The sequence below is a fragment of the Falsihalocynthiibacter sp. S25ZX9 genome (genome assembly GCF_041205405.1).
Classification (GTDB): Bacteria; Pseudomonadota; Alphaproteobacteria; order Rhodobacterales; family Rhodobacteraceae; genus Falsihalocynthiibacter; species Falsihalocynthiibacter arcticus.
Genome location: NZ_JBGFCD010000003.1, coordinates 150650 through 172524, shown reverse-complemented (window position 1 = coordinate 172524; position 21875 = coordinate 150650). Strand labels below are relative to the sequence as shown.

Here is a 21875-nt window from a genome sequence, read left to right as displayed (position 1 = left end):
AGGGCGCGGACTTTGGCAATGGCAGAAATAACAGTAATGGGGGCGGGCGCGTTTGGCCTGTCTGTCGCCTATGTTTGTGCCAAGGCGGGCGCGAAAGTTCAAGTTGTTGAGCGGGCCTCGGTCGGGGCAGGGGCCAGCGGTGGCTTCGTTGGCGCCCTTGCGCCACATACGCCCGAGCGCTGGGAGGCCAAAAAACAGTTTCAATTCGAAAGCCTCTGTATGGCGCCCGCGTTTTGGCGCGGGGTCGAGGAGGTGTCAGGTTTTGCGACGGGCTATGGCCGCGTTGGACGCCTTCAGCCGATTAACACCGCCCGCATATTGGAGCTGTCCCATGAACGCCACGAGGCCGCCAAGGAGTTCTGGCACGGCGAGGCAAGCTGGGATGTGGTCAAGGCCGAAGAACATGCTGGTTGGGCACCGGAAAGCAAAACGGGGTACCTCGTGCATGATACGCTTTCCGCGCGCTTGCATCCGCGATTGGCGACCATGGCATTGGCACAGGCGGTAACAAAACTTGGCGGCGAAATCATTCTTGGCAAAGACGTGCCGCAAACGCCCAATACGAAAGTCATTTGGGCAACGGGCGTCGCGGGGCTTTTTGCAATGGCCAAAGAATTCGACGCCCCCATCGGCAATGGCGAAAAAGGCCAAGCGGCGCTTTTGGGATATGACGCCACAGGCAAGAACCAGCTGTTCTCAGATGGAATTTACGTTGTTCCCCATTCCAATGGAACAACCGCGATTGGCTCGACAACTGAGCGATATTTCGACGACGCTAATGCAACAGATGACTTGCTCGAAGACCTCATCGCTCGGGCATTTACTGCGTTTCCGATGCTGGCGCAGGCTCCTGTGATTGAGCGTTGGGCTCGCGCGCGGCCGCGCTCCTTTACCCGTGCACCCATGATTGGTGCCTATCCCGGACGTCCGAATAATTTTATCGCAAACGGAGGGTTTAAAATTGGCTTTGGCATGACCCCAAAACTCGCGACAACCCTTGCCGAGCTTGTTTTGAACGGGAACGATACAATCCCCGACCATTTCCGCGTTGAGGCCAATTTGGCGGGCTAGTTGCGCCTCGTTGCACATAATTTTCTTGAGGCTTGCACCCCAGTGAAAACTCCAGCAAAGTCGCTGCGAAACGCAATGAAATGGGCACATAGAATGAAACGTCACGGTGGAAAAATTCTCGTAGATCAACTGGTTGCCCAAGGCGTGGAGCGAGTTTTTTCTGTTCCGGGGGAAAGCTTTTTAGCCGCGCTGGATGGCCTGTACGAAAGCGGTATTGAAAACCACGTTTGCCGCCAAGAAGGCGGCGCTGCAATGATGGCCGAAGCGCAAGGTAAGCTCACAGGCAAGCCTGGAATCGCTTTCGTGACACGCGGCCCGGGTGCGACAAATGCTGCAGCGGGCGTGCATATCGCCCGTCAAGATAGCACGCCGATGATCCTATTTGTCGGGCAAATCGCCCGAGGGCACCGCGATCGGGAAGCGTTTCAGGAAGTTGATTATAGGGCCGTTTTTGGGACACTCGCCAAATGGGTGACTGAGGTGGATCAAATCGAGCGCCTCCCCGAATACATCAGTCGCGCGTTTCATGTCGCAACCTCCGGACGGCCCGGCCCTGTGGTTCTGGCATTGCCCGAAGACATGCTCAGTTCGATTGCGGACGTTCCAGATATTGCACCCATTGCCCCCCGTCTAGTCGGTGTTGCTGATGCTTCGATTTCGGCAATTCGCACTGAAATTGCCCGCGCCAAACGTCCTTTGGTAATCCTCGGTGGCAGTAAATGGTCTAAGCAGGCCGCAGCCGATATCGCGCAGTTTGCAAAGGCCTCCGACCTGCCTATTGCTGTTGATTTTCGCCGCCAAGATTACATCGATAACCGCCACCAAAACTACATTGGCGACTTGAACGTTGGCATCAATCCCGCGCTAAAAACTCGTCTTGCAGAGGCTGATCTTTTGGTCATTCTCGGGGCGCGTTTGGGAGATATTGCGACCTCAGGGTATACAACAATTGACCCCACCAACATCACCACGCGCATTGTGCATGTGCACCCCGATCCCGATAGCTTGGGACAGGTGTACCGCCCTGATTTGGGTTTGGTAGCGGACACGGGCGAGGTTGTTGCCGCACTTGCGGCTTGCCCCCCAATTACGGGTCCTTGGAGTGAGTGGCGCGCAGCGGCTCGTGCCGATTATGAGGCATGGTCGAAGCCCAGAACGACACCGGGGGACGTGAAAATGGAAGAGGTCATCGCGCATCTTTCTGAGGTTCTGCCTGAGGACGCGATCCTGACCAATGGCGCGGGCAATTATGCGGCCTTCCTGCACCGCTACTTTGTTTACAAACAGCACGGAACCCAACTGGCTCCAACTTCTGGGAGCATGGGGTATGGCTTCCCCGCCGCCATTTCCGCAGCGATTTCCTTTCCGGAAAAAACAGTTGTGTGCCTTGCAGGGGATGGATGTTTTCAAATGACGTGCAACGAGTTGTCAACGGCCATGCAATCAGGGGCGAATGTCATCACGATAGTTGCAAATAACGGCCGCTATGGGACCATTCGGATGCATCAGGAAATGCACTATCCCGCGCGGGTTTCTGGGACCGATTTGGTTAGTCCTGATTTCGCCGCCCTTGCGCGTGCCTATGGCGGGCATGGCGAATTGGTTACCAGAACCGAAGATTTCCCCGCCGCCTTTGAGCGGGCACGAAACTGTGGGACTCCCGCCATTATCGAATTGAAACTCGACAGCGAAGCACTTGCCCCTGGAGCGACATTGAGTGAAGTCAGGGCGCGTGCAAAAGCTTAGTTAAGGCGCTCAACAACATAGTCGGCGATATCGGCAAGCATATCTTTGATCGGGTCCTCAGGAAGCCCGATCAACGCTGACTTGGCTTTCGCAGACCATTGCAGCGCCTCTTGGCGAGTCTCTTGCAGGGAATTGTGGCTGGCCAAAAGTGCGAGGGCAGTGTCAAGATCGCCGTCGCGCTGGTCGCCCTTTTCAATCGTCCGTTTCCAAAAGGCCCGCTCTTCATCGGTCGCTTTTGCAATCGCTTTGATGACCGGCAGGGTGAGTTTGCGCTCACGGAAATCGTCGCCAATATTTTTGCCCGTGGCGTCGCCGCCCCAATAATCCAGCAAGTCGTCGACAATTTGGAAGCAAATGCCCAACGCGTCGCCAAAGTCATATAGGGCGCCGGTGGTCACCTCATTTGCGCCCGCTATCACGCCCCCAACTTCTGTCGCCGCAGAAAATAGCGCTGCCGTTTTGCCGCGCACAACTTTGAAGTAAATCTCTTCGGTTGTGGCCAAATCTTGGGCGGCCGTAAGCTGCAAGACTTCGCCTTCAGCAATGGTCGCGGACGCATTTGCGAGAATATCAAGGGCGCGCATATTGCCTGTCTCGACCATCAATTGGAAACTGCGCGCAAAAAGATAGTCGCCGACAAGGATGCTGGATTTATTATCCCACAACAGATTGGCCGTCGGACGTCCACGCCGTTGGCCGCTTTCGTCAACGACATCGTCATGCAGCAATGTCGCGGTGTGAATAAACTCAACCGTCGCGGCCATATGGATGTGATAGGGCCCGTCGTAGCCACAGATTCGCGCCGCCGCGAGAGTTAGCATCGGGCGCAAACGTTTGCCGCCCGCTTCGACCAAATGCGCCGTCACTTCCGGGATGCGAGGCGCGTGTTCGGAGGCCATGCGACGGCGAATCAGGGCGTTTACAGCATCAAGTTCACCCGCGAGCGCATCGCTCAGGCGTTCATGCGGTTTGACCGCAATTTCATCTAATCCCATCACGCTCACGTCATCCCTCTCGACAAATAACCCCTTTAGGGCTTAAGTCCTTGGCTATGAAAGAGCTTTTAAAAACAAACGATCCAACCGTCATCGCGTTCGCGCAAGCCCTTCTTCAAGGAGAGGGTATAGACTGCTTTGAAATGGACGTAAATATTAGCGTGCTCGAAGGTTCCATAGGCATTTTGCCGCGCCGATTGATGGTTCGCGACCGAGATCACTTTATGGCACAGGCGATTTTGCGCGATAATGACGTTCCCCTAGGAAAATGAATGAGTTTTCCGCAAACGACCGATGACTCTTTCTTGGGGGGGCGCGTCACGCTTCGACAACCTGCACAGGGCTACCGCGCGGGGCCGGACGCGGTGTTGCTTGCGGCTGCGATTCCTGCGATCTCGGGCGAGTCGGTGTTGGAGCTTGGCTGCGGTGTTGGCGCGGTGTCGCTCTGCCTAAATGCGCGGGTCTCAGGATTGGATTTGGTGGGAGTCGAAATTCAGCCAGACTATGCCGACTTGGCTCGTGAAAATGCTCAGGGTGCGCTTGAAGTTGTTACGGCTGACCTCTCCGAAATGCCACTATCAATCAGGGATCGTCAGTTTCACCACGTCGTGGCAAACCCGCCGTATTACCTTGAGAAAAGGCGTAAAAAATCCGAAGATGTGGGGCGAGAAACGGCTTTCACGGAGGACACACCGCTTTCCCTTTGGGTGGAAGTCGCGGCGAAAAGATTACGTCCCAGAGGGGTCTTTTCCTTGATCCAAGATATCGAGCGATTGCCCGAAATTATGGCCGCCGCCTTGCCCGTTTTGGGTAGTCTGGAAGTCTTGCCGATCTCTGCGCGCGAAGGTCGTCGGCCAAGACGGTTTTTGCTGCGGGCCCGCAAGGGAGGGCGTGCGGAATTTATTTTACATCCTGCGCTCGTTCTTCATATGGGGGACGCGCACTCGGTGGATCAAGATAGCTACTTGCCGGAAGTTAAATCCGTGTTGCGAGATGGCGTCGCCCTTAATTTTCCAAGCCGTTAAGTGTTTGTTAATGTTTGTGCTCTTTTCTCACAGTAGGCAAGGGTCGGCCAACGGTTGTTTAAGATGCGTGACAAAGAGTCGATCCTGTGTTTTTCTGAAGACCTAGCTAATCTTATTTAGGAGGACGACTATGAACATGAGTTCGCATTTGAATGAGCTCCGTAGAAAACATCAAACTCTTTCCACTAAAGTCGAGACGGCGCAGAAGAGCCCCTCAGCAGATGAGCTTACCATTGCAAATATGAAGAAACAGAAATTGTTGCTAAAAGAGCAGATTAACCGATTGTCCGAAGCTTAGGACGCTTCGTCAGACTCGCGAGCACTGGCGCGTGACGCCAGTGCAGCACCCGCAATGATGAGGCAGGCAGAGAGTGCCAGAGACCAACTGGCCGTTGTTACGCCAACAAATACAAGAATTGCGGTTGAAAACACGGGTGCAGCATATGAGGTGACGCCCAACAATTGGATGTCGCCTTTTTTCATGCCGAAATCCCACGTGTAAAACGCGATTCCGACAGGACCAACGCCTAGCGCAACGATGGATGCCCAAGCTATGGGATCCTGAGGCCAATAGGTCGTTTCAAACACAAGGTGGGCCAGAAGCGAGAGCAAAGACGTAAAGACGCAGAAAATTGCGACCGTCTCAGTCGGGGCCGTGCCTAAGCGTCGAGAAATAACTGAATAGCTTGCCCAAGTGACCGCACACATGAGTGCGAGGGCGTAACCTAGAATGAACTCCGACTTCAACGCCCCTCCATTCCCCATAAGGATGGCTGCCCCAACAAACCCTAGAATCGCACCGATAATGTGGGTGGGCTTAAGGCGTTCCTCTGGAAGGAAGCCACTGAAAAGGACAATGAGAAGGGGCCAGAGATACGCGATCAATCCCGCCTCAGCAGGGGGAGCCAGTCGCAGGGCTGAAAAATACAGAAAATGGTACCCAAATAATCCAAGAGTTCCGAACGCGTAGATTTTCCAATTTACGTGGAGCAGGGCGGAAAAACCGATACCTCGGGCTACCCAAACGAGCCCGATGACACCAGAAATAGCGAAACACATCGCGTTGAGTTGCAGGGGAGGTATTGGCGAGCTGCCAACTGTCAAAACGGCCAAAAAAGACCAGAGTAAAATTGCCGAAGCTCCCACGGCTGTTGCTTTTCGCCTCTTCACTTGAAGCGATCGGCGTCGTCACGGTGGGTTTTGAAAACTTCCATCGTTGCCTCTACCTTTAAAATCCAAGCTTCAATTTTAGTTAAATGCGGTTCTTCTTGGCGGCTAATCGGACGGATATTTCGGTAGAGATTGGGAATGAGGATAGCAAGAAAAAAGGGGCCGGTTTGCGCCGGCCCCAAGCAATAATCTTACGATTGTTTAAACGAAATACTGGCCGCCATTTGCCGTAATCGTTGATCCGGTCACAAAACCCGCATCATCAGATGCGAGGAAAACGACGCAACGCGCGATTTCACTTGCTTCACCCAAACGTCCCACAGGGATTTGCGCGATAATGCTTTCGCGGACTTTCTCGGGAACGGCCATAACCATTTCCGTTCCGATGTAACCGGGGCAAATCGCGTTTACGGTAATGCCTTTGAAGGCGCCTTCTTGAGCAAGAGCTTTGGTGAAGCCGAGATCACCTGCTTTTGCCGCCGAATAATTGGCTTGGCCCATTTGGCCTTTTTGACCGTTGATTGAGCTAATATTGATTACCCGGCCAAATTTCCGGTCTCGCATTCCGTTCCAAATTGGATGGGTCATGTTGAAAACACCAGAGAGATTTGTGTCGATGACTTCTTGCCACTGATCGCGGGTCATTTTGTGGAACATACCGTCGCGCGTGATCCCCGCGTTGTTGACCAACACCTCAACAGGGCCAAGGTCGGCTTCGACTTTTGCTATTCCCGCAACACATGCGTCATAGTCGGCGACAGACCATTTATAAGTAGCGATTCCAGTTTCGGCCGTGAACTTCGCGGCGGCTTCTTCATTGCCCGCAAAGTTTGCTGCGACCGTATAGCCTTCAGCTTTGAGGGCTGTAGCAATGGCTGCGCCGATCCCACGTGTTCCGCCCGTAACGAGTGCTACTCTTGACATGCTGTTCTCCTCCAGAAGTATTAATAGATAAAAATATCATACGTGCGCGCAATTTTGTTGCGCGCACGATTTGAAATTAGTCGCGTTCAACACAAAGTGCAACGCCCATTCCACCGCCAATACAAAGCGTCACCAGACCCTTTTTCGCGTCGCGGCGCTTCATTTCGAACAGAAGAGTGTTTAACACGCGCGCGCCAGAAGCACCGATTGGGTGGCCAATGGCGATCGCACCGCCGTTTACATTCACGATCTCAGGATCCCAGCCCATCTCTTTGTTAACGGCACAGGCTTGTGCAGCGAAAGCTTCATTGGCCTCAATCAAGTCCAAATCGCTTGCTTTCCAGCCAGCTTTCTCGAGGGCCTTCTTGCTGGCGTAAACGGGTCCAACGCCCATAACTGAGGGGTCGAGGCCAGCGGTTGCATAGCTTGCAATGCGGCCTAAAGGTTCGATACCCCGTTTTTCTGCATTCGCGGCGCTCATAAGAAGCGCTCCGGCGGCACCGTCGTTGAGGCCAGAAGCGTTGGCTGCGGTGACTGTGCCTTCACGATCAAATGCGGGGCGCAATTTTTGCATCGCTTCCATTGTTACGCCATGACGAATGTATTCATCCGCGTCGACCACGGTATCACCGCGCCGTGATTTTACGATAAAGGGCATAATTTCGTCGACAAACTTGCCAGCCTTCTGTGCGGCTTCAGCTTTGTTTTGGCTGCCTACGGCAAAGAGGTCCTGCATTTCGCGGGTGATGTCCCACTGTTTTGCAACGTTTTCTGCGGTTGTACCCATGTGGTAATTATTAAATGCATCCCACAGGCCGTCGCGGATCATCGAGTCAATGAACTGCATGTCGCCCATTTTGTGTCCCTGACGTAGGTTTGCGACATGCGGAGACATGGACATATTTTCTTGACCACCAGCGGTGACGATCTCGGCGTCGCCCAGCAAAATATGCTGTGTTCCCAAGGCAACGGCACGCAGGCCAGATCCGCAAACTTGGTTAATTCCCCAAGCGGCCGCTTCTTTTGGAAGGCCCGCGTTGATATGCGCTTGGCGAGCTGGGTTTTGCCCTTGGCCAGCCGTTAAAACTTGCCCAAGGATGGTTTCTGAAACTTCGGCTTTGTCAATTCCGGCGCGCTCAACAAGACATTCGAGCACAGCGGCGCCGAGGTCGTGGGCGGGGGTGTTGGCAAACGAACCATTAAAGCTGCCCACAGCGGTTCGCGCTGCAGATGCGATGACAACATGAGTCATTAGGCTTTTCCTCTCCCGAGACTGAAAAAGGTCCGTGACGCTTCGGGACAGCGGCACATCCCGTCAATTGCGTAAAGTTCAACGTTGAATCTACGTGAAGTACAATTGACAGGGTGTTCCCGCCTTACGCAAGGAAAACCGTGATATTATCCAGCTTTCTCTGCGAGTTCTTTTTGCCATGGGGGACGAATTGTTGGCGCACCAAAGTAATACCCCTGAAGGCAATCGATGCCAATGGATTGAAGGAAAGCAACATCCTCCTTGTTTTCAACACTTTCAGCGACGGTAAACATTTCAAATTGTGAAGCGATAGAGCAGAGCGCTTTGGTCAGGACTTGGTTGTCGGGATCTGTGGCTATTCCACGAATGAATTGTCCGTCAATTTTGATAATGTCGAAGAAAAAGTCCTTGAGATAGCGGAACGCGGTATAGCCCGCCCCGAAATCATCGAGCGCAAACGAAATTCCACGCAGATTTAGATCTTTCATGAATGAAGTCACGAGTTCCGGCATGAGCATAGCGGAGCCTTCGGTGATTTCCAGTATCAAGCGTTCGGCAATAGTAGGGTCTCGATCCAGCCCATATTCCAAAGTGCGCATCCAGCGTTGATACCCGATTGATCGCGCGGACATGTTGATCGAGAGGCGTAAGCTCGGCTGATCGAGAAGGGTTTGTAGACCCATTTCTAATGCCAAACAGTCCACTTTTCGCCCGAGTTCTTTGTTTTCGATAGCATCAATGAATTCGTGGGCGGGTATGACGCGTCCGTTGTCGTCAAGTAGACGCACCAAGCCTTCGTAAAAGGCAACGCGACCAGGGCGCGACGCCTGAACAACGGGTTGAAAAGCCAAAACCGCCCTCTTATTGTCAAGCGCGTGCTGTACTAGGGAAAGCACATTCAACTCCTGTTCCGCTTGAGCAAAAGAAAAGGGGTTTTCCGGGCCCTCAATCGCCTCTGTGACATATCCATTCTTTGTTAAACGCATTTTTTTCTCCCTCACCAACAGGTTTAGAATGCCTCCTGATAGTTTAATAGCTGGTGAAAGTTCGTATTTGGTTCTAATTTACGACGAAATGTAGGGAGTCCGGTTTAGGGGGGAATATGCAGGAAAGATGCGGTTGGGTTGGGCAGGAAGACATATACATTGCTTACCACGACACCGAGTGGGGCGTCCCTGTTTATGACAGCCGCGCTCTCTGGGAAAAACTGGTTCTAGACGGGTTCCAAGCGGGGTTGAGTTGGATCACCATTCTCAAGAAGCGTCAGAACTTTATTGAGGCCTTTCATGGGTTTGACCCAAATGTGATTGCCACATGGGGCGAGCCAGAAATCGAAACGCTTTTGCAAAACCCGGGCATTATTCGCCACCGTGGCAAGATCGCTGCGACCATTTCAAATGCGCGTGTTTGGCAGGCTATTGAGCAAGAGCAGGGATTTGATACCTATCTTTGGAATTTTGTTGATGGAAAACCACTTCAAAATAACTTCAAATTATTAGCAGATGTTCCGCCGTCAACACCGCTCTCAACCGAAATATCCAAGGATCTTAAAAAACGCGGGTTTAAGTTCTGTGGGCCGACGATTGTCTATGCCTTTATGGAGGCGGTGGGCATGGCCAATGACCACATTGTAACCTGTCCTCGGCATAGCCATTTGAGCGAAACCCGTTGAAAGCATCATTTTTGCGCGATTAATTCTGCGAAAATGGCCTTGGCGCTTTCGCTATCCCATTCTGCTTCGCCAACGAGGCGCGCGACTTCTTGGCCTTGTCGGTCTAGGAGTATCGTTGCGGGCAGGCCTTCGACATTCATTTCACGCGCGAGGGCGCTTTTGGGATCCAACAGGATCGGGAGGTTCTGGATGTTTTCGGTGGCAAAGAATTTCTCAATCGCCGCCATTTTGTTGCGCCCTGTGGCGACAGTGACAACGGCGAAGTCCTCGCTCTCCATTTGCGCTGCTAGGCGGTCAAGGGAGGGCATTTCTTTGCGGCAGGGCGCGCACCATGTCGCCCAAAAATTCACCAGCGTAATTTTGCCATCATAGTCGGACAGAGTTCGCTCGTTTCCCTCGGGATCAAAAAAAATAGCCTCTGCACCTGCCACAGGCGCCGAATGTATTTGCAATTTTTCGAGCGAGCCTACGCGTAGATCCGCCAAATCGGCAAAGGCAGCGTTTGCGCTAAGCGCGAGGCCCGCGTATAGGGGGGCTAACCAAAGATTTCGCATTTTTTCTTCCCTCCAAAGGGCATTAACATGACCAAAAACGATACACCCAAGACTTCTTCCAACCAAATGTGGGGCGGACGCTTTGCCGCCGGACCCGATGCGATCATGGAGGCTATCAACGCCTCGATCAGTTTCGATAAACGCATGGCCGCTCAAGACATTGAGGGTTCTCGCGCCCACGCCGCAATGTTAGCAAGCGCAGGCATCATTACAGATACAGACGCGGTTGCCATTCGGGAAGGCCTTCTCACGGTATTGTCAGAAATCGACAACGGAGAGTTTCAGTATTCAGCCGCCTTAGAAGACATCCACATGAACGTGGAAAGCCGTCTCAAGGACCTGATCGGTGAGCCCGCAGGCCGCCTCCACACAGGTCGCAGCCGCAATGACCAAGTCGCAACCGATTTCCGCCTCTGGGTGCGCGATCAAACGGACGCTGTGATTGTCGGCCTTGAGGCCCTCATCCGCGCGCTTTTGGCGCAGGCCGAGGCGGGCGCGGATTGGGTTATGCCCGGATTTACCCACTTGCAAGTTGCCCAACCTGTCACTTGGGGCCACCATATGATGGCCTATGTCGAGATGTTTGGCCGCGACATGTCACGCTTTCGCGACGCGCGGGTTCGGATGAATGAATCTCCCCTCGGTGCGGCGGCCCTTGCCGGAACCAGCTTCCCAATTGACCGTCACATGACAGCCGAAGCGCTGGGCTTTGATCGTCCTGCCGCCAATTCGCTGGATGCCGTAGCCGACCGTGACTTCGCGCTCGAATTCCTCGCGGCCTCTACAATCACCGCGATGCATCTCAGCCGTTTTGCCGAGGAACTCGTGATTTGGTCCTCCGCGCAATTCCGGTTCGTGGCGCTTTCGGATCGGTTTTCCACCGGCTCCTCAATCATGCCACAAAAGAAAAATCCAGATGCCGCCGAGCTTATTCGCGCCAAAATTGGCCGGATAATGGGGGCGATGGTTGGGCTGTTTACGGTGATGAAAGGTCTTCCGCTGACTTATTCCAAGGACATGCAGGAAGACAAAGAGCAAGTCTTTGATGCCGCCGACAACCTAATGCTCGCCCTTGCCGCGATGACGGGTATGGTTGCAGATATGACGGCAAATACCAAAAATCTCGAAATCGCGGCGGCCAGTGGGTTTTCAACCGCGACCGATCTTGCCGACTGGTTGGTGCGCGCTCTCAACATGCCATTCCGCGATGCACATCACGTTACTGGAACCCTTGTGGCATTGGCGGAGAGCAAAGAATGCGATTTGCCGGACCTTACCTTGGCAGACATGCAATCCGTGCACGAACACATCACTCAAGACGTCTTTGATGTGCTCGGTGTCCATAATTCCGTGGCCTCGCGCGTGTCCTATGGCGGCACCGCTCCGAGCCAAGTGCGCAGCCAGATCGCGCGTTGGACCAAAAAAATCAATAAGGACACCTAAATGAAAAAGCTTGTTTTTCTCGGACTTTTTGCCACTCTTGCCGCTTGTGGTGTCGACGGCGCTCCAACCCCGCCCGAAACCACGACCTCCACGGGGATTACGGTCTCTGGCGAGGCCCGCATGGGTGTCGTAACGAAGTTTTAAGACCCAAGAGGTGTGAAGGTGAAGCATGAATAAGGTCATAACTGTCATTTTGGTAACGACGCTGTTGGGGGCCTGTGCTGGCCCGCAACACCCACCCGTCGTGAACGGCACCGTCTATGCGGGGACAGGCGGCACCTATAGTCGTGTAGGCATAAGTACGGGTAATTTTGGCATAAATTTAGGGTTCTGATGTCTCCTCTACGTGCAATATATCTTGGATTGGCAATCGTCGGAGCTTTGCTTCCGATGTATCATATCGGGCTTTGGGTCTGGGGAAATGGACCTGCGCCGAAATTGCTGTTTGCCGCGTGGCAGGCCAATTCAGCGACAACGGGCCTCATGTGGGACCTCGTTATTTCAGCCATCGCTTTGAGCGTTTGGATCTTGGCCGAGACTTATGTCCGACGCAATTGGATGGCGCTTGTGGCCTTGCCCGCGACCTTCTTGGTTGGCGTTTCGTGTGGGTTGCCGCTCTACCTTTACTTCCGTTCCCGCCCGATTGAGTAGTGCTTAAACGTGCTGATCAATTAGAATTGGATTGCCATCCGGATCCACAATCATAAAACTCGCGGGGCCTTGCGAGTCGGGATCAATCGGTTGTCCCGCATCCAACCCGCGCTCCGCGAAAGCCTTTTGAAGCACCCTAACGTCGTCAAAGTCGTCCAACGGCTTTGCTTGCGAGTCCCAGCCTGGATTGAATGTCAGGATATTGCGCGGGAACATGCCTTGGAAAAGGCCAATCGTCGTCGTGCCGAGTTGCAGGATGAGCCAACCCTGCGCCACGTCTCCGTGAAAAATCTCAAAGCCCAGTTTTTCATAAAATGCGAGCGAGACCTGAATGTCTTTCACATTGAGGCTGACTGAAAACGCACCTAGTTCCATAGCTTCCTCCTGTTTGGTTTTAGTTTAACATTTTTTCCCTTTCGTGCCTAACCCGCGTTTTTATAGCGGGTTTCGTTTGAAATACTTGCACGGTCTGGTATGAGCGAAAAAACCCCTTTTGGGGGAGGCATTTGAAAGGCGCGACAATGGACCATTTTCTGTATCGTAACGGCGAACTTTACGCTGAAGATGTGCGCGTTTCTGAGATTGCAAAGGCGGTAGGCACCCCGTTTTATCTCTATTCCTCGGCAACCTTCCGTCGGCATTTCAAACTGTTTGATGATGCGCTTTCGGGTATGGAACACCTCGTTTGTTTCGCCATGAAATCCAATTCCAACCAAGCGATCCTGACCCTCTTGGCCAAAGAAGGTGCGGGTATGGATGTGGTCTCGGGCGGCGAATATGCGCGCGCCAAGGCGGCGGGCGTTCCGGGCGACCGAATTGTTTTTTCTGGTGTCGGCAAAACCCGCGAGGAAATGGACGCGGCTCTAATCGGCGGTATTCGCCAGTTTAATGTCGAATCCGAACCCGAGATGATTGTGCTGAATGAAGCGGCGCTGGCGCTGAATGTTGTCGCGCCGATTGCTATTCGGGTGAACCCCGACGTTGACGCTAAAACCCATGAGAAAATTGCGACCGGAAAAAGCGAGAATAAATTTGGCATTCCGATTTCACGGGCAAGGGAAGTCTATGCGCTAGCCGCAAGCCTTAAAGGGCTGAAAATTATGGGCATTGATGTTCATATTGGTAGCCAGTTGGTTGAACTTGAACCGTTCGAGCAAGCCTACAAAAAGGTTCGCGAATTGACGGAAGTTCTGCGCAAAGACGGCCACGAAATCATCCGCTTGGATCTGGGCGGCGGTTTGGGCATTCCTTACGAACGCTCCAACGAAGCTCCTCCCTTGCCCAAAGAATATGGTGCCCTCATTCAGGACGTTTTGGGCGATTTGGGCTGCGAAATCGAGATTGAACCGGGGCGTCTGATTTCGGGAAATGCAGGCATTTTGGTCAGCGAAGTGATCTATGTGAAGTCGGGGGAAGACCGCGAATTTCTCATTATTGACGGCGCGATGAATGATCTTGTCCGCCCGTCCATGTATGGCGCGCATCACGACATTATTCCTGTGATTGAGGCCGCACCTGGGGTTGAGCAGGCGAAATACGATATCGTTGGGCCCGTTTGTGAAAGTGGCGATACCTTTGCCAAGGGACGCAATATGCCGCCATTGGCTGCGGGCGACCTCGTGGCGTTTCGCTCGGCAGGGGCTTATGGCGCGGTTATGGCAAGTGAATACAATTCGCGGCCCCTTATTCCCGAGGTTTTGGTCGATGGTGATCAATTCGCTGTCATTCGGGCACGTCCGACCTTCCAAGATATGATTGATCGCGATACGGTTCCTTCATGGCTTTAGGTTAGTCCTTGGCCAAAATCACTGCGGAGATGTGCTCTTGAAGTCGGCCGATGCGCAAAATAATCTGTCGAAACGCCTTCGTTGGCCCCTTCGGTTTACGTGGGCCGGACTTGTGGCCGAACGGTTCTTGCGCGCGTTTTGGCCCGTATATAGCCTTGTTTTTACACTCGTAGCGGCGTTTCTTTTCGGTGTGCAGGAGCGCCTGCCGTTTGTCGTGGTCGTGGGGTTGCTTGCGGCTGTCAGTGTTCTTCTCCTCGCGACTCTTGTACGGGCTGTTGCTCGTTTTCGGTTCCCGCATCGCTCCGAATCCTTGGCGCGGTTGGATTCAACCCTTGTGGGCCAACCCCTCGCGGCTTTGACCGATGCGCAAACTGTGGGCCTTGATGACCCTGCCTCTCGTGCGGTTTGGGGCGCGCATTTGCGCAGGATGGAAGCTAAAACGGCAAGCGCGCAGGCCCCTTGGCCCGATTTGCGTCTCGCGGATCGCGATCCAAACGGGCTGCGCTTGATGGCTGTCACTGCGCTATTGGCCGCCGTGATTTTCGGCGCGCCTAAGTATTTTGGTTCCGTGACAATCTTTTCCGACAACCTCCTCGCGGGACAGGGAGAAGCGGGTGCCCAATGGGAAGGCTGGATTCAACCGCCAAGCTATACGGGAAAACCCACGCTTTATTTGAACGATCTGATCGCGCGTTCGGACCTTCAAGTCCCTGAGGGCAGTGTTATTGCCCTTCGGTTCTATGACGAATCCAGTGCAAACTCCCTGAAGCAAAATATTGGAACGCTGCCAACAACCGCGCAAGCCTCTGCCGATTTTGGCGGCACAACCTCGCTTTCCCTTTCGGTTGAGCAGTCGGGTGAGTTATCCATCAAGGGCGCATATGGAGGCGATTGGAGTATTGAAATGCTCGCGGATGCGGCACCAGATGTGCGGCTTTCCGCGCCCCCTGTGGCCACGTTGGACGGCGAGTTGCGCCAAGAATTTCGGGCCAGTGACGACTATGGTGTGGCGGCTGGAACTCTGCACGTCACGCTCGATTTAAACGCAGTTGACCGGCGCTATGGCCTGCATGCCGAACCTGATCCGCAGGAGGATTTGGTGTTGGACCTTCCCCTTGCTTTTTCAGCGGAGTCCGCCGATTTTACCGAAACGGCTGTTGAAGATTTCGCGCCAAATCTTTGGGCGGGGTTGCCGGTAACCTTAGCGCTGCAAGTCGAGGATGATTTAGAGCAAACGAGCGCAATTGAGATTGTGGAAACGACCCTTCCAAAACGCAAGTTTTTTCACCCGCTTGCGGCAAGTGTTGTCGAAGCCCGACGCGACATTTTATGGGCCCGCAGCAATGGGCTCCGTGCCGAGCAGGTTTTGCGGGCCGTGATGCATGTTCCCCAAGATATGAACCTCGACGAGAGTGGCTTCCTTATGCTGCGTGTCGCCCTGCAACGCCTCGCAATGGCGAATATCGACGGGCTTAATACCCAAGAGCAAATGTTGATTGCCGATGCTCTGTGGGAGATTGCGTTACGCATTGAAGAAGGTGGCCTTGAGGATGCAAAGGCGCGTCTGGAGCGCGCGCAAGATCGTCTCGCAGAAGCGATGGAGCGCGGGGCCAGTGATGAAGAAATCGCCGAGTTGATGGACGAATTGCGCGAAGCGATGGACGATTATGTCAAACAACTCGCTCAGACTTCGGAGCCAAATCCAGATCAACAGAATGCCCAAAATCAAGATTCCACGGATGTGACACAAGACGAAATTGATGCGTTGATGGATCAAATCCAAGACTTGATGGAGCAGGGACGGATGGCCGAAGCCCAGCAACTTCTAGAGATGTTGCGCGAGATGATGGAAAATATGCAAGTCACGCAGGGCGGCGAAGGCAACGGCCCGCAAACGCCCGCCGAACGTGCGATGGACGACCTGCAAGAGACCCTTCGCGATCAGCAAGACCTCTCGGATGAAGCTTTTCGCAACCTCCAAGAACGCTACAACCCGTCAACCCCACAGGGCCAAGACCCTTCGGCGCGGCCAAGCGAGGACGGCCAAGAAGGGGAGGGCGCAACGGGCGAACAACAGCTTGGCGAGGGGGGCGGCAACGGCGACGAGGAAACCGATCAAGGCCAACCTGGTGGGAGCGAGTCATTGGCGCAACGGCAGCAAGCCCTTCGGGATGAATTGAGCCGCCAAGAGCAGGCTTTAGGCGAGGGAAGCGATGGCGGGTCCCGCGAAGCGCTTGACCGCGCGGGGCGGGCAATGGAAGAGGCCGAAAATGCGCTGGAAGACGAAGACATTCCGCTCGCTTTGGATCGTCAATCAGAGGCGATAGAAGAATTGCGCGAAGGGATGCGTGCCCTTGGTCAGGCCATGGCGGAAGACTCCAATAGCGCTGAGGGCGAGAATGGCCAAACCGCACAGGGCGAAGGGCGTGACGGTGGCGACCCCCTCGGACGCGCGCCCGGAACAAGCGGGGCGTCCCGCAGTGACAGCCCCTTTGCCGATGGCGAAAACCCCTATGGTCGTGCACGCGAATTGCTAGACGAATTGCGCCGCCGCGAAGGGGACAAAACCCGCCCAGACCAAGAATTGGAATACCTCCGCCGCCTAATCGATCAATTCTAAATGGCCGAAAAGCCCGCCTACTGGCTGGGGGCTTCGTCGGTGTTGATTTTGGCGATGAGCGTTTCCATAAGGGTATCGATCTTTACGCGACCTTGATCCGCACTCCGCACAAACGATTTCAATGCGGGATCAATCGCGGGCACTTTGGCCCCGATTTGCGGAGCAAAAGTGTAAACCAGAAGCAAGGCTGCCACGAGAACAATAATCAGGCTAAAACCTGTGCGAAAACCACTTCGCTTGTTTGGGGCCTCTTCGTCAGTCTCATTTGAAACGCCGGTTTTACGATCGGATGTGGCACGCAATGTGGAATTGATTTCTTCAATGTCTGGCAATAAATCGCGGCGCGAACTCGGAGAGCCATCGGACACATCCTCGGGCTCTATGCCGCGCAACCGCGCTGTACGCTCGCGAACAGCTTCTTCAACATCGGGTTCGTCTGGAAAGCTTTTTGAGCGTTGCTCTGGCGCTTCCAAGCCCATATCGGTTTGGGTTTCAAGGTTTGCACCACCTTCGCTAAGCCGCGCTTGAGTTTCCCGCTCCGCTTCCTCGCGCAAGACCTGCATGAGGGTCGAATCAAGGCTCGCACGTTCCGGTCCCTGTGCCGTCGTCGTCGCGGACTCCGCTTGCGCTGCAGGCTCAGCCTCCACAATCTCTTCTATTTCAGGGGCATCTTGGTCACCCGTTTGATCCGCATTCTCGGCAAAAATGTCGTCTTCGAGGTCGGATTTTATGTCGTCATCTTGCGTTGCGGCGGCTTGAAACCACGTGTCACCACAGCTTGAACATTGCACATCGCGCCCGTTTTCGGGGATGAGACGGCTTTCGACCTCATAATGGGCATCGCAATTAGGGCAAATCAGCCTCATCGCTACTCCTTCCTGTCGTGCGGATTTTCCGCGTTTATTGTTTCCACTCTTGCGAGAAACATTAACAGGCGGAAAAGAAAACACAAAGGTTTTGGCCACAGCCATTGCAACCTTTCGCGCGCTTGGGCAAAACTGTGGCAGATTAACCGATAAGGACTCGCTGGTGATTGAACTTCAAAATGTTTCCTATGGCTATGGCGGAGGAGACTTACTCTCTGGTTTGTCGCTCAAACTTGCACCGGGTTCATTCCACTTTCTGACGGGTCCTTCGGGGGCCGGAAAGACAACGTTTCTGAAACTCTGCTACATGCAATTGCGCGCCACCTCGGGGCAGGTTCAGGTGTTTGGCAAAGATGTCAGCACCATGAGTCGCGATGACATCGCCCATAATCGAAGCCGCATTGGGGTGGTTCATCAGGATTGTAATTTCCTCGACCACCTGTCGTTGACCGAAAATGTGGCGTTGCCTCTGGCGGTGACGGGGCGCCAAGTGAACATGGAAGACATGAATGACCTCTTGCAATGGGTCGGGTTGGATAAGCGTAAAACCTTCCGGCCACCGGAACTTTCTGGCGGCGAACGGCAACGCGCTGCACTCGCGCGGGCGGTCATTCAATCGCCCGATGTGATCCTTGCGGATGAACCCACGGGGAATGTCGATTGGGAAATGTCCCAACGCCTGCTGTCGCTCTTGGTGGAACTTAATCGGATGGGCAAAACGATTATGATTGCAACGCATGATCTCAATCTGATCCGGACGGCCAAAAAGCAAGTAAATGCAAGGGTTTTGCGCATCTCAGACAAAACGCTACACCTTGCAGGAGCCGACCTATGAGGGCCCTTCTTGAGCGCATGACGCGGTTTCTTGACGGTGGCGAAGCTTCACATAACGTCGTTCCACCCGCAGGTTTTACGGCGACGCTGACGTTGTTTACCGCGGGGGCTATGGGGTTTCTCGCGGTGTTTGCGCTGGCGCTTTCGTTGGCGACGGATCGGCTGGCAAACCGCTGGGCCTCTGAATTGGCCCGCACCGCCACCGTCCGTATTTCGGCCCCGTTAGGACAAGTCGAGGCACAGACGCAAGCCGCGCTTCGGGTGTTGGAAACGACGCCAGGCGTTGCTTCTGCGCGGGCCTTTGACCTTGAGGAACAAAAGGCGCTCCTTGCCCCATGGTTTGGGCCTGATTTACCCATCGAAACCCTGCCGATCCCCCAATTGATCGAGGTTTTGGAAGACGAGGAGGGCTACGATGCTGAAGGGTTGAGCCTTCGACTGCGCGCGGAAGCTCCGGGAGCCGTTCTTGACGATCATACGCGCTGGCGGCGACCCCTTGTGAAAGCTGCGGAGCGGCTTCGGATGCTCGGCCTGATTTCGATTGCTCTTATTACGGCGGCAACGGGCGCGATGATTACCCTCGCGGCAAACTCGGCCCTTGCGGCAAACGCACAAATAATAGGCGTCCTTCGCTTGGTCGGGGCGCGTGACATCTTTATCGCACGCGCTTTCGTGCGCCGCTTCACAATTCGGGCCTTTGTTGGCGCGGCTATTGGCACCCTATTCGCAACAACCGCTATCGCCTTCCTCCCCCGCACGGACGCTGCGGGCGGATTTCTCACAGGGCTTGGCTTTCAAGGTTTCCACTGGCTCTATCCCATGCTTGTGCCCGTTTTATCATCGCTCGTCGCTTATAGTGCGACCCGCTATTCCGCTCTGCGCGTTTTGAAAGGGCTCACATGACTTGCGCCATTCAATGGGTTCGATCCCTTCTGTTTAGCATTCAGATGTATGTGATGATGTTTGTGCTCGCGTTGTATTACACGCCGCGCGCCGTGTTTAATCGTGACTATGCGTTCCACGGCGTGCATGCTTATTGCCGCTATGTACGCTGGAGCGCGGCGTGGATGATTGGATTGAAAACCGAAGTGCGTGGAGAAATTCCGACGGACGAAGTGTTGATTGCTTCCAAGCACCAGAGCTTTCTAGATATCATTATGATTGTCTCCGAAGTGCCGCGTCCGAAGTTCATTATGAAAGCGATCCTAAGGTTTGCCCCGATTTTGGGGTGGTACGGAATGCGCATTGGCTGTGTTCCTGTGGATCGTGGCAAGCGCGGCGCGGCGATCAAAAAGATGATTGCGGATGTTAAGTCTGGCGCACAACTCCCCGGCCAATTGATTATTTATCCACAAGGAACGCGTGTCGCACCGGGCGTGGAGCGCCAGTACAAAGCGGGTGTAGGCATTCTATATACCCAAACGGGTCAAGCCTGCGTCCCTGCCGCCACCAACGTTGGAGTGTTTTGGCCGCGCCACGGGATTTATCGCAAACCGGGTACGGCAGTCGTTGAGTTTTTCCCACCAATTGCCCCAGGATTGGCGACCAAGGAATTCATGGAGAGACTCGAAAACATCATTGAACCTGCGTCGGATCGCTTGGCAATTGAGGCTGGTTTTTTGGGCAGTCACACAACATAGGATTCTGGGCAATGGATTTCATCACCGACATTGAAGCGCTGGAAGGGCTCTATGGAAAACCGGGGGGCGCATCGCTTGAGAAGGTGGCAGCCTGTATCACACCAGCCTATCGCGCATGGATAGAGCGCTCTAAGTTATGCATCCTCTCGACTGTTGGACCCGAAGGAACGGATGCAAGCCCGCGCGGAGATGACGGCCCCGTTGTGCGCGAGTTGGACCCTGTTACCTTGGCGTTGCCAGATTGGCGCGGCAACAACCGGATGGATTCGCTACGTAATATTGTGCGCGATCCGCGTGTGTCGTTGATGTTTTTCGTGAACGGCAGTCACAACGTTATTCGCGTGAATGGCCTCGCAAAAGTAACGGTTGATGCGCCTTTGCTCGAAACCTTTGTGACAAAAGGCAGTGCGCCGCGCAGTGCGATCATCCATCAGATTTCAGAGATTTACTCGCAATGTGCCCGCGCGTTGATGCGTGCGAACCTTTGGAGCGGTGAAGATGAGACACAAGGGTTGCCCAGCATGGGGGATATTCTGCGCGAGCAAACGGGTGGGGACTTTGACGGCGCAAGCTATGACCGTGATTGGTCTGCTCGCGCCGCAAATACAATGTGGTAGATTGGCTAGGCGGAAAGGCCTTTTGCACCCAAGTCGAGGAACTTTTTGCGGCGTTCCTTGATGAGGACTTCTGGTTTCTTTTTAACCAGCACCTTTAGGTGTTTCTCGATCGCTTTGCCCACCGCCGCGATTGTCGCATGCGGAGCGCGATGTGCGCCGCCGATGGGTTCTGGAATAACTTCGTCCGCCACGCCAAGTGTTAACAAATCCTGTGCTGTAATCCGGAGCGCCTCGGCCGCTTCTCGCATCCGCGCGGCATCTTTCCAAAGGATCGACGCACAGCCTTCCGGGGAAATCACGGAATAAACCGAGTGCTCTAGCATCACGAGCGTATTGCCCGCCGCCAAAGCAACGGCCCCGCCCGATCCGCCTTCCCCGATCACAACCGTGATCATGGGTACGCCGAGTTTGAGGCATTTTTCTGTGCAACGTGCGATGGCTTCGGATTGGCCGCGCTCTTCGGCCCCTTTGCCCGGAAACGCACCGGTTGTATCAACGAGTGTGATGACGGGAAGGTTGAAACGGTCGGCGAGGTCCATCAAACGGATCGCTTTGCGATAGCCTTCGGGCCGCGCCATGCCAAAATTCCGCTCGACGCGGGATTTTGTGTCGGAACCTTTTTCTTGGCCGATAACCACAACGGCTTGGCCGCCCAAACGCGCAAGGCCGCCAATAACCGCGAGATCGTCTGCGAAGTTCCGATCGCCTGCTAGGAGCGTGAAATCGGTGAAAAGTTGCTCAATATAGTCGAGGCAATGTGGGCGATCAGGGTGCCGCGCGACTTGGCATTTGCGCCACGCCGTTAGATTTTTATACAAATCCTTCATAAGAGTCTGCGCCTTGGCATCAAGCGCCTTGGCCTCTGCCTCTACGTCCATCTCTTCATTCTTCCGCGCCATCGCGCGTAGCTCTTCGGCTTTGCCTTCGATTTCCGCCAAGGGTTTTTCAAATTCGAGATAATTGTTCATAGCCGTCTCCACGTCGCTTTGCACAGATATATGACAATCT

The 21875-nt window shown here is 54.3% G+C and carries 25 protein-coding genes; 16 read left to right on the top strand and 9 right to left on the bottom strand.

Annotated elements, in window-relative coordinates; genetic code table 11:
• Positions 1 to 18: 18 nt before the first annotated feature.
• Both AB9F29_RS04955 and AB9F29_RS04950 read left to right on the top strand, forming a co-directional pair.
• On the top strand, positions 19 to 1071 hold the full coding sequence (locus tag AB9F29_RS04955; RefSeq protein ID WP_369754805.1) for an NAD(P)/FAD-dependent oxidoreductase: 1053 nt from the start codon (positions 19 to 21) through the stop codon (positions 1069 to 1071).
• Positions 1072 to 1164: 93 nt separating this feature from the next.
• On the top strand, positions 1165 to 2817 hold the full coding sequence (locus AB9F29_RS04950) for a thiamine pyrophosphate-binding protein (RefSeq protein WP_369754804.1): 1653 nt from the start codon (positions 1165 to 1167) through the stop codon (positions 2815 to 2817).
• Here AB9F29_RS04950 and AB9F29_RS04945 read toward each other — a convergent pair.
• Positions 2814 to 3812 (bottom strand): polyprenyl synthetase family protein, encoded by a 999-nt coding sequence (locus AB9F29_RS04945; protein WP_335583763.1) that lies wholly within the window; start codon positions 3810 to 3812, stop codon positions 2814 to 2816. The two genes, AB9F29_RS04950 and AB9F29_RS04945, sit on opposite strands and share 4 nt — an antisense overlap.
• 56 nt (positions 3813 to 3868) lie before the next feature.
• On the opposite strand from AB9F29_RS04945, the gene AB9F29_RS04940 reads away from it, so the two are divergent.
• The 3 genes from AB9F29_RS04940 to AB9F29_RS04930 all read left to right on the top strand — a co-directional run bounded on the left by AB9F29_RS04940 (position 3869) and on the right by AB9F29_RS04930 (position 5135).
• Complete coding sequence (locus AB9F29_RS04940) at positions 3869 to 4084, top strand: DUF2007 domain-containing protein (RefSeq protein ID WP_039001840.1); 216 nt, start codon at positions 3869 to 3871, stop codon at positions 4082 to 4084.
• Positions 4085 to 4837, top strand: coding sequence for a tRNA1(Val) (adenine(37)-N6)-methyltransferase (locus tag AB9F29_RS04935; protein ID WP_369754803.1), 753 nt, complete (start codon positions 4085 to 4087; stop codon positions 4835 to 4837).
• A 130-nt stretch (positions 4838 to 4967) separates the two neighbouring features.
• On the top strand, positions 4968 to 5135 hold the full coding sequence (locus AB9F29_RS04930) for a YdcH family protein (protein ID WP_082802223.1): 168 nt from the start codon (positions 4968 to 4970) through the stop codon (positions 5133 to 5135).
• Here AB9F29_RS04930 and AB9F29_RS04925 read toward each other — a convergent pair.
• The 4 genes from AB9F29_RS04925 to AB9F29_RS04910 form a co-directional block, all read right to left on the bottom strand.
• Positions 5132 to 5983: a DMT family transporter gene (locus tag AB9F29_RS04925; protein ID WP_369754802.1), complete on the bottom strand. Its 852-nt coding sequence runs from the start codon at positions 5981 to 5983 to the stop codon at positions 5132 to 5134. The genes AB9F29_RS04930 and AB9F29_RS04925 overlap by 4 nt on opposite strands.
• Before the next feature lie 225 nt (positions 5984 to 6208).
• Positions 6209 to 6931, bottom strand: coding sequence for a beta-ketoacyl-ACP reductase (locus tag AB9F29_RS04920; RefSeq protein ID WP_335583760.1), 723 nt, complete (start codon positions 6929 to 6931; stop codon positions 6209 to 6211).
• A gap of 76 nt (positions 6932 to 7007) precedes the next feature.
• Positions 7008 to 8183, bottom strand: a complete 1176-nt coding sequence (locus AB9F29_RS04915) for an acetyl-CoA C-acetyltransferase (RefSeq protein ID WP_369754801.1) — start codon at positions 8181 to 8183, stop codon at positions 7008 to 7010.
• A 146-nt stretch (positions 8184 to 8329) separates the two neighbouring features.
• The gene (locus AB9F29_RS04910; protein ID WP_369754800.1) at positions 8330 to 9169 is read right to left on the bottom strand and encodes an EAL domain-containing protein; all 840 of its coding nucleotides are present in this window, start codon (positions 9167 to 9169) and stop codon (positions 8330 to 8332) included.
• 116 nt (positions 9170 to 9285) lie between these two features.
• On the opposite strand from AB9F29_RS04910, the gene AB9F29_RS04905 reads away from it, so the two are divergent.
• The gene (locus AB9F29_RS04905) at positions 9286 to 9855 is read left to right on the top strand and encodes a DNA-3-methyladenine glycosylase I (RefSeq protein WP_369754798.1); all 570 of its coding nucleotides are present in this window, start codon (positions 9286 to 9288) and stop codon (positions 9853 to 9855) included.
• 5 nt (positions 9856 to 9860) lie between these two features.
• On the opposite strand, the gene AB9F29_RS04900 is transcribed toward AB9F29_RS04905, so the two are convergent.
• Positions 9861 to 10409 (bottom strand): TlpA disulfide reductase family protein, encoded by a 549-nt coding sequence (locus tag AB9F29_RS04900; protein ID WP_335583756.1) that lies wholly within the window; start codon positions 10407 to 10409, stop codon positions 9861 to 9863.
• Between the two features lie 27 nt (positions 10410 to 10436).
• Between AB9F29_RS04900 and argH the strand changes: the two genes are divergently transcribed.
• The 4 genes from argH to AB9F29_RS04880 are packed head-to-tail and all read left to right on the top strand — an operon-like array spanning position 10437 to position 12503.
• A complete protein-coding gene (gene argH / locus AB9F29_RS04895; protein WP_369754797.1) occupies positions 10437 to 11852 on the top strand; it encodes an argininosuccinate lyase in 1416 nt (471 codons plus the stop codon).
• Positions 11853 to 11996, top strand: coding sequence for an argininosuccinate lyase (locus tag AB9F29_RS04890; RefSeq protein ID WP_369754796.1), 144 nt, complete (start codon positions 11853 to 11855; stop codon positions 11994 to 11996). It abuts the gene before it with no gap.
• Positions 11997 to 12021: 25 nt separating this feature from the next.
• On the top strand, positions 12022 to 12186 hold the full coding sequence (locus AB9F29_RS04885) for a hypothetical protein (protein ID WP_335583753.1): 165 nt from the start codon (positions 12022 to 12024) through the stop codon (positions 12184 to 12186).
• The gene (locus AB9F29_RS04880) at positions 12186 to 12503 is read left to right on the top strand and encodes a DUF2834 domain-containing protein (RefSeq protein ID WP_369754795.1); all 318 of its coding nucleotides are present in this window, start codon (positions 12186 to 12188) and stop codon (positions 12501 to 12503) included. Before AB9F29_RS04885 ends, AB9F29_RS04880 begins: the two co-directional genes overlap by 1 nt.
• A gap of 3 nt (positions 12504 to 12506) precedes the next feature.
• Here the strand turns inward: AB9F29_RS04880 and AB9F29_RS04875 are convergent, their stop codons facing one another.
• On the bottom strand, positions 12507 to 12878 hold the full coding sequence (locus AB9F29_RS04875; protein ID WP_369754794.1) for a VOC family protein: 372 nt from the start codon (positions 12876 to 12878) through the stop codon (positions 12507 to 12509).
• Positions 12879 to 13024: 146 nt separating this feature from the next.
• On the opposite strand from AB9F29_RS04875, the gene lysA reads away from it, so the two are divergent.
• Both lysA and AB9F29_RS04865 read left to right on the top strand, forming a co-directional pair.
• A complete protein-coding gene (gene lysA, locus AB9F29_RS04870; RefSeq protein WP_369754793.1) occupies positions 13025 to 14290 on the top strand; it encodes a diaminopimelate decarboxylase in 1266 nt (421 codons plus the stop codon).
• A 37-nt stretch (positions 14291 to 14327) separates the two neighbouring features.
• Positions 14328 to 16910, top strand: coding sequence for a TIGR02302 family protein (locus AB9F29_RS04865; protein ID WP_369754792.1), 2583 nt, complete (start codon positions 14328 to 14330; stop codon positions 16908 to 16910).
• A 17-nt stretch (positions 16911 to 16927) separates the two neighbouring features.
• Here the strand turns inward: AB9F29_RS04865 and AB9F29_RS04860 are convergent, their stop codons facing one another.
• Positions 16928 to 17776 carry a zinc-ribbon domain-containing protein gene (locus AB9F29_RS04860; RefSeq protein ID WP_369754791.1) on the bottom strand — a complete coding sequence of 283 codons (849 nt, stop codon included), beginning with the start codon at positions 17774 to 17776 and terminating at the stop codon, positions 16928 to 16930.
• 163 nt (positions 17777 to 17939) lie between these two features.
• On the opposite strand from AB9F29_RS04860, the gene AB9F29_RS04855 reads away from it, so the two are divergent.
• The 4 genes from AB9F29_RS04855 to AB9F29_RS04840 are packed head-to-tail and all read left to right on the top strand — an operon-like array spanning position 17940 to position 20867.
• Positions 17940 to 18611, top strand: a complete 672-nt coding sequence (locus tag AB9F29_RS04855; RefSeq protein WP_335583747.1) for an ATP-binding cassette domain-containing protein — start codon at positions 17940 to 17942, stop codon at positions 18609 to 18611.
• The gene (locus AB9F29_RS04850; protein WP_369754790.1) at positions 18608 to 19513 is read left to right on the top strand and encodes a cell division protein FtsX; all 906 of its coding nucleotides are present in this window, start codon (positions 18608 to 18610) and stop codon (positions 19511 to 19513) included. Before AB9F29_RS04855 ends, AB9F29_RS04850 begins: the two co-directional genes overlap by 4 nt.
• Positions 19510 to 20250, top strand: a complete 741-nt coding sequence (locus tag AB9F29_RS04845) for a lysophospholipid acyltransferase family protein (protein ID WP_335583746.1) — start codon at positions 19510 to 19512, stop codon at positions 20248 to 20250. Before AB9F29_RS04850 ends, AB9F29_RS04845 begins: the two co-directional genes overlap by 4 nt.
• Positions 20251 to 20261: 11 nt before the next feature.
• Positions 20262 to 20867, top strand: a complete 606-nt coding sequence (locus tag AB9F29_RS04840; protein WP_335583745.1) for a pyridoxamine 5'-phosphate oxidase family protein — start codon at positions 20262 to 20264, stop codon at positions 20865 to 20867.
• 5 nt (positions 20868 to 20872) lie between these two features.
• Here AB9F29_RS04840 and AB9F29_RS04835 read toward each other — a convergent pair whose 3' ends face one another.
• Positions 20873 to 21835, bottom strand: a complete 963-nt coding sequence (locus AB9F29_RS04835; protein ID WP_335583744.1) for an acetyl-CoA carboxylase carboxyltransferase subunit alpha — start codon at positions 21833 to 21835, stop codon at positions 20873 to 20875.
• Positions 21836 to 21875 lie beyond the last annotated feature (40 nt).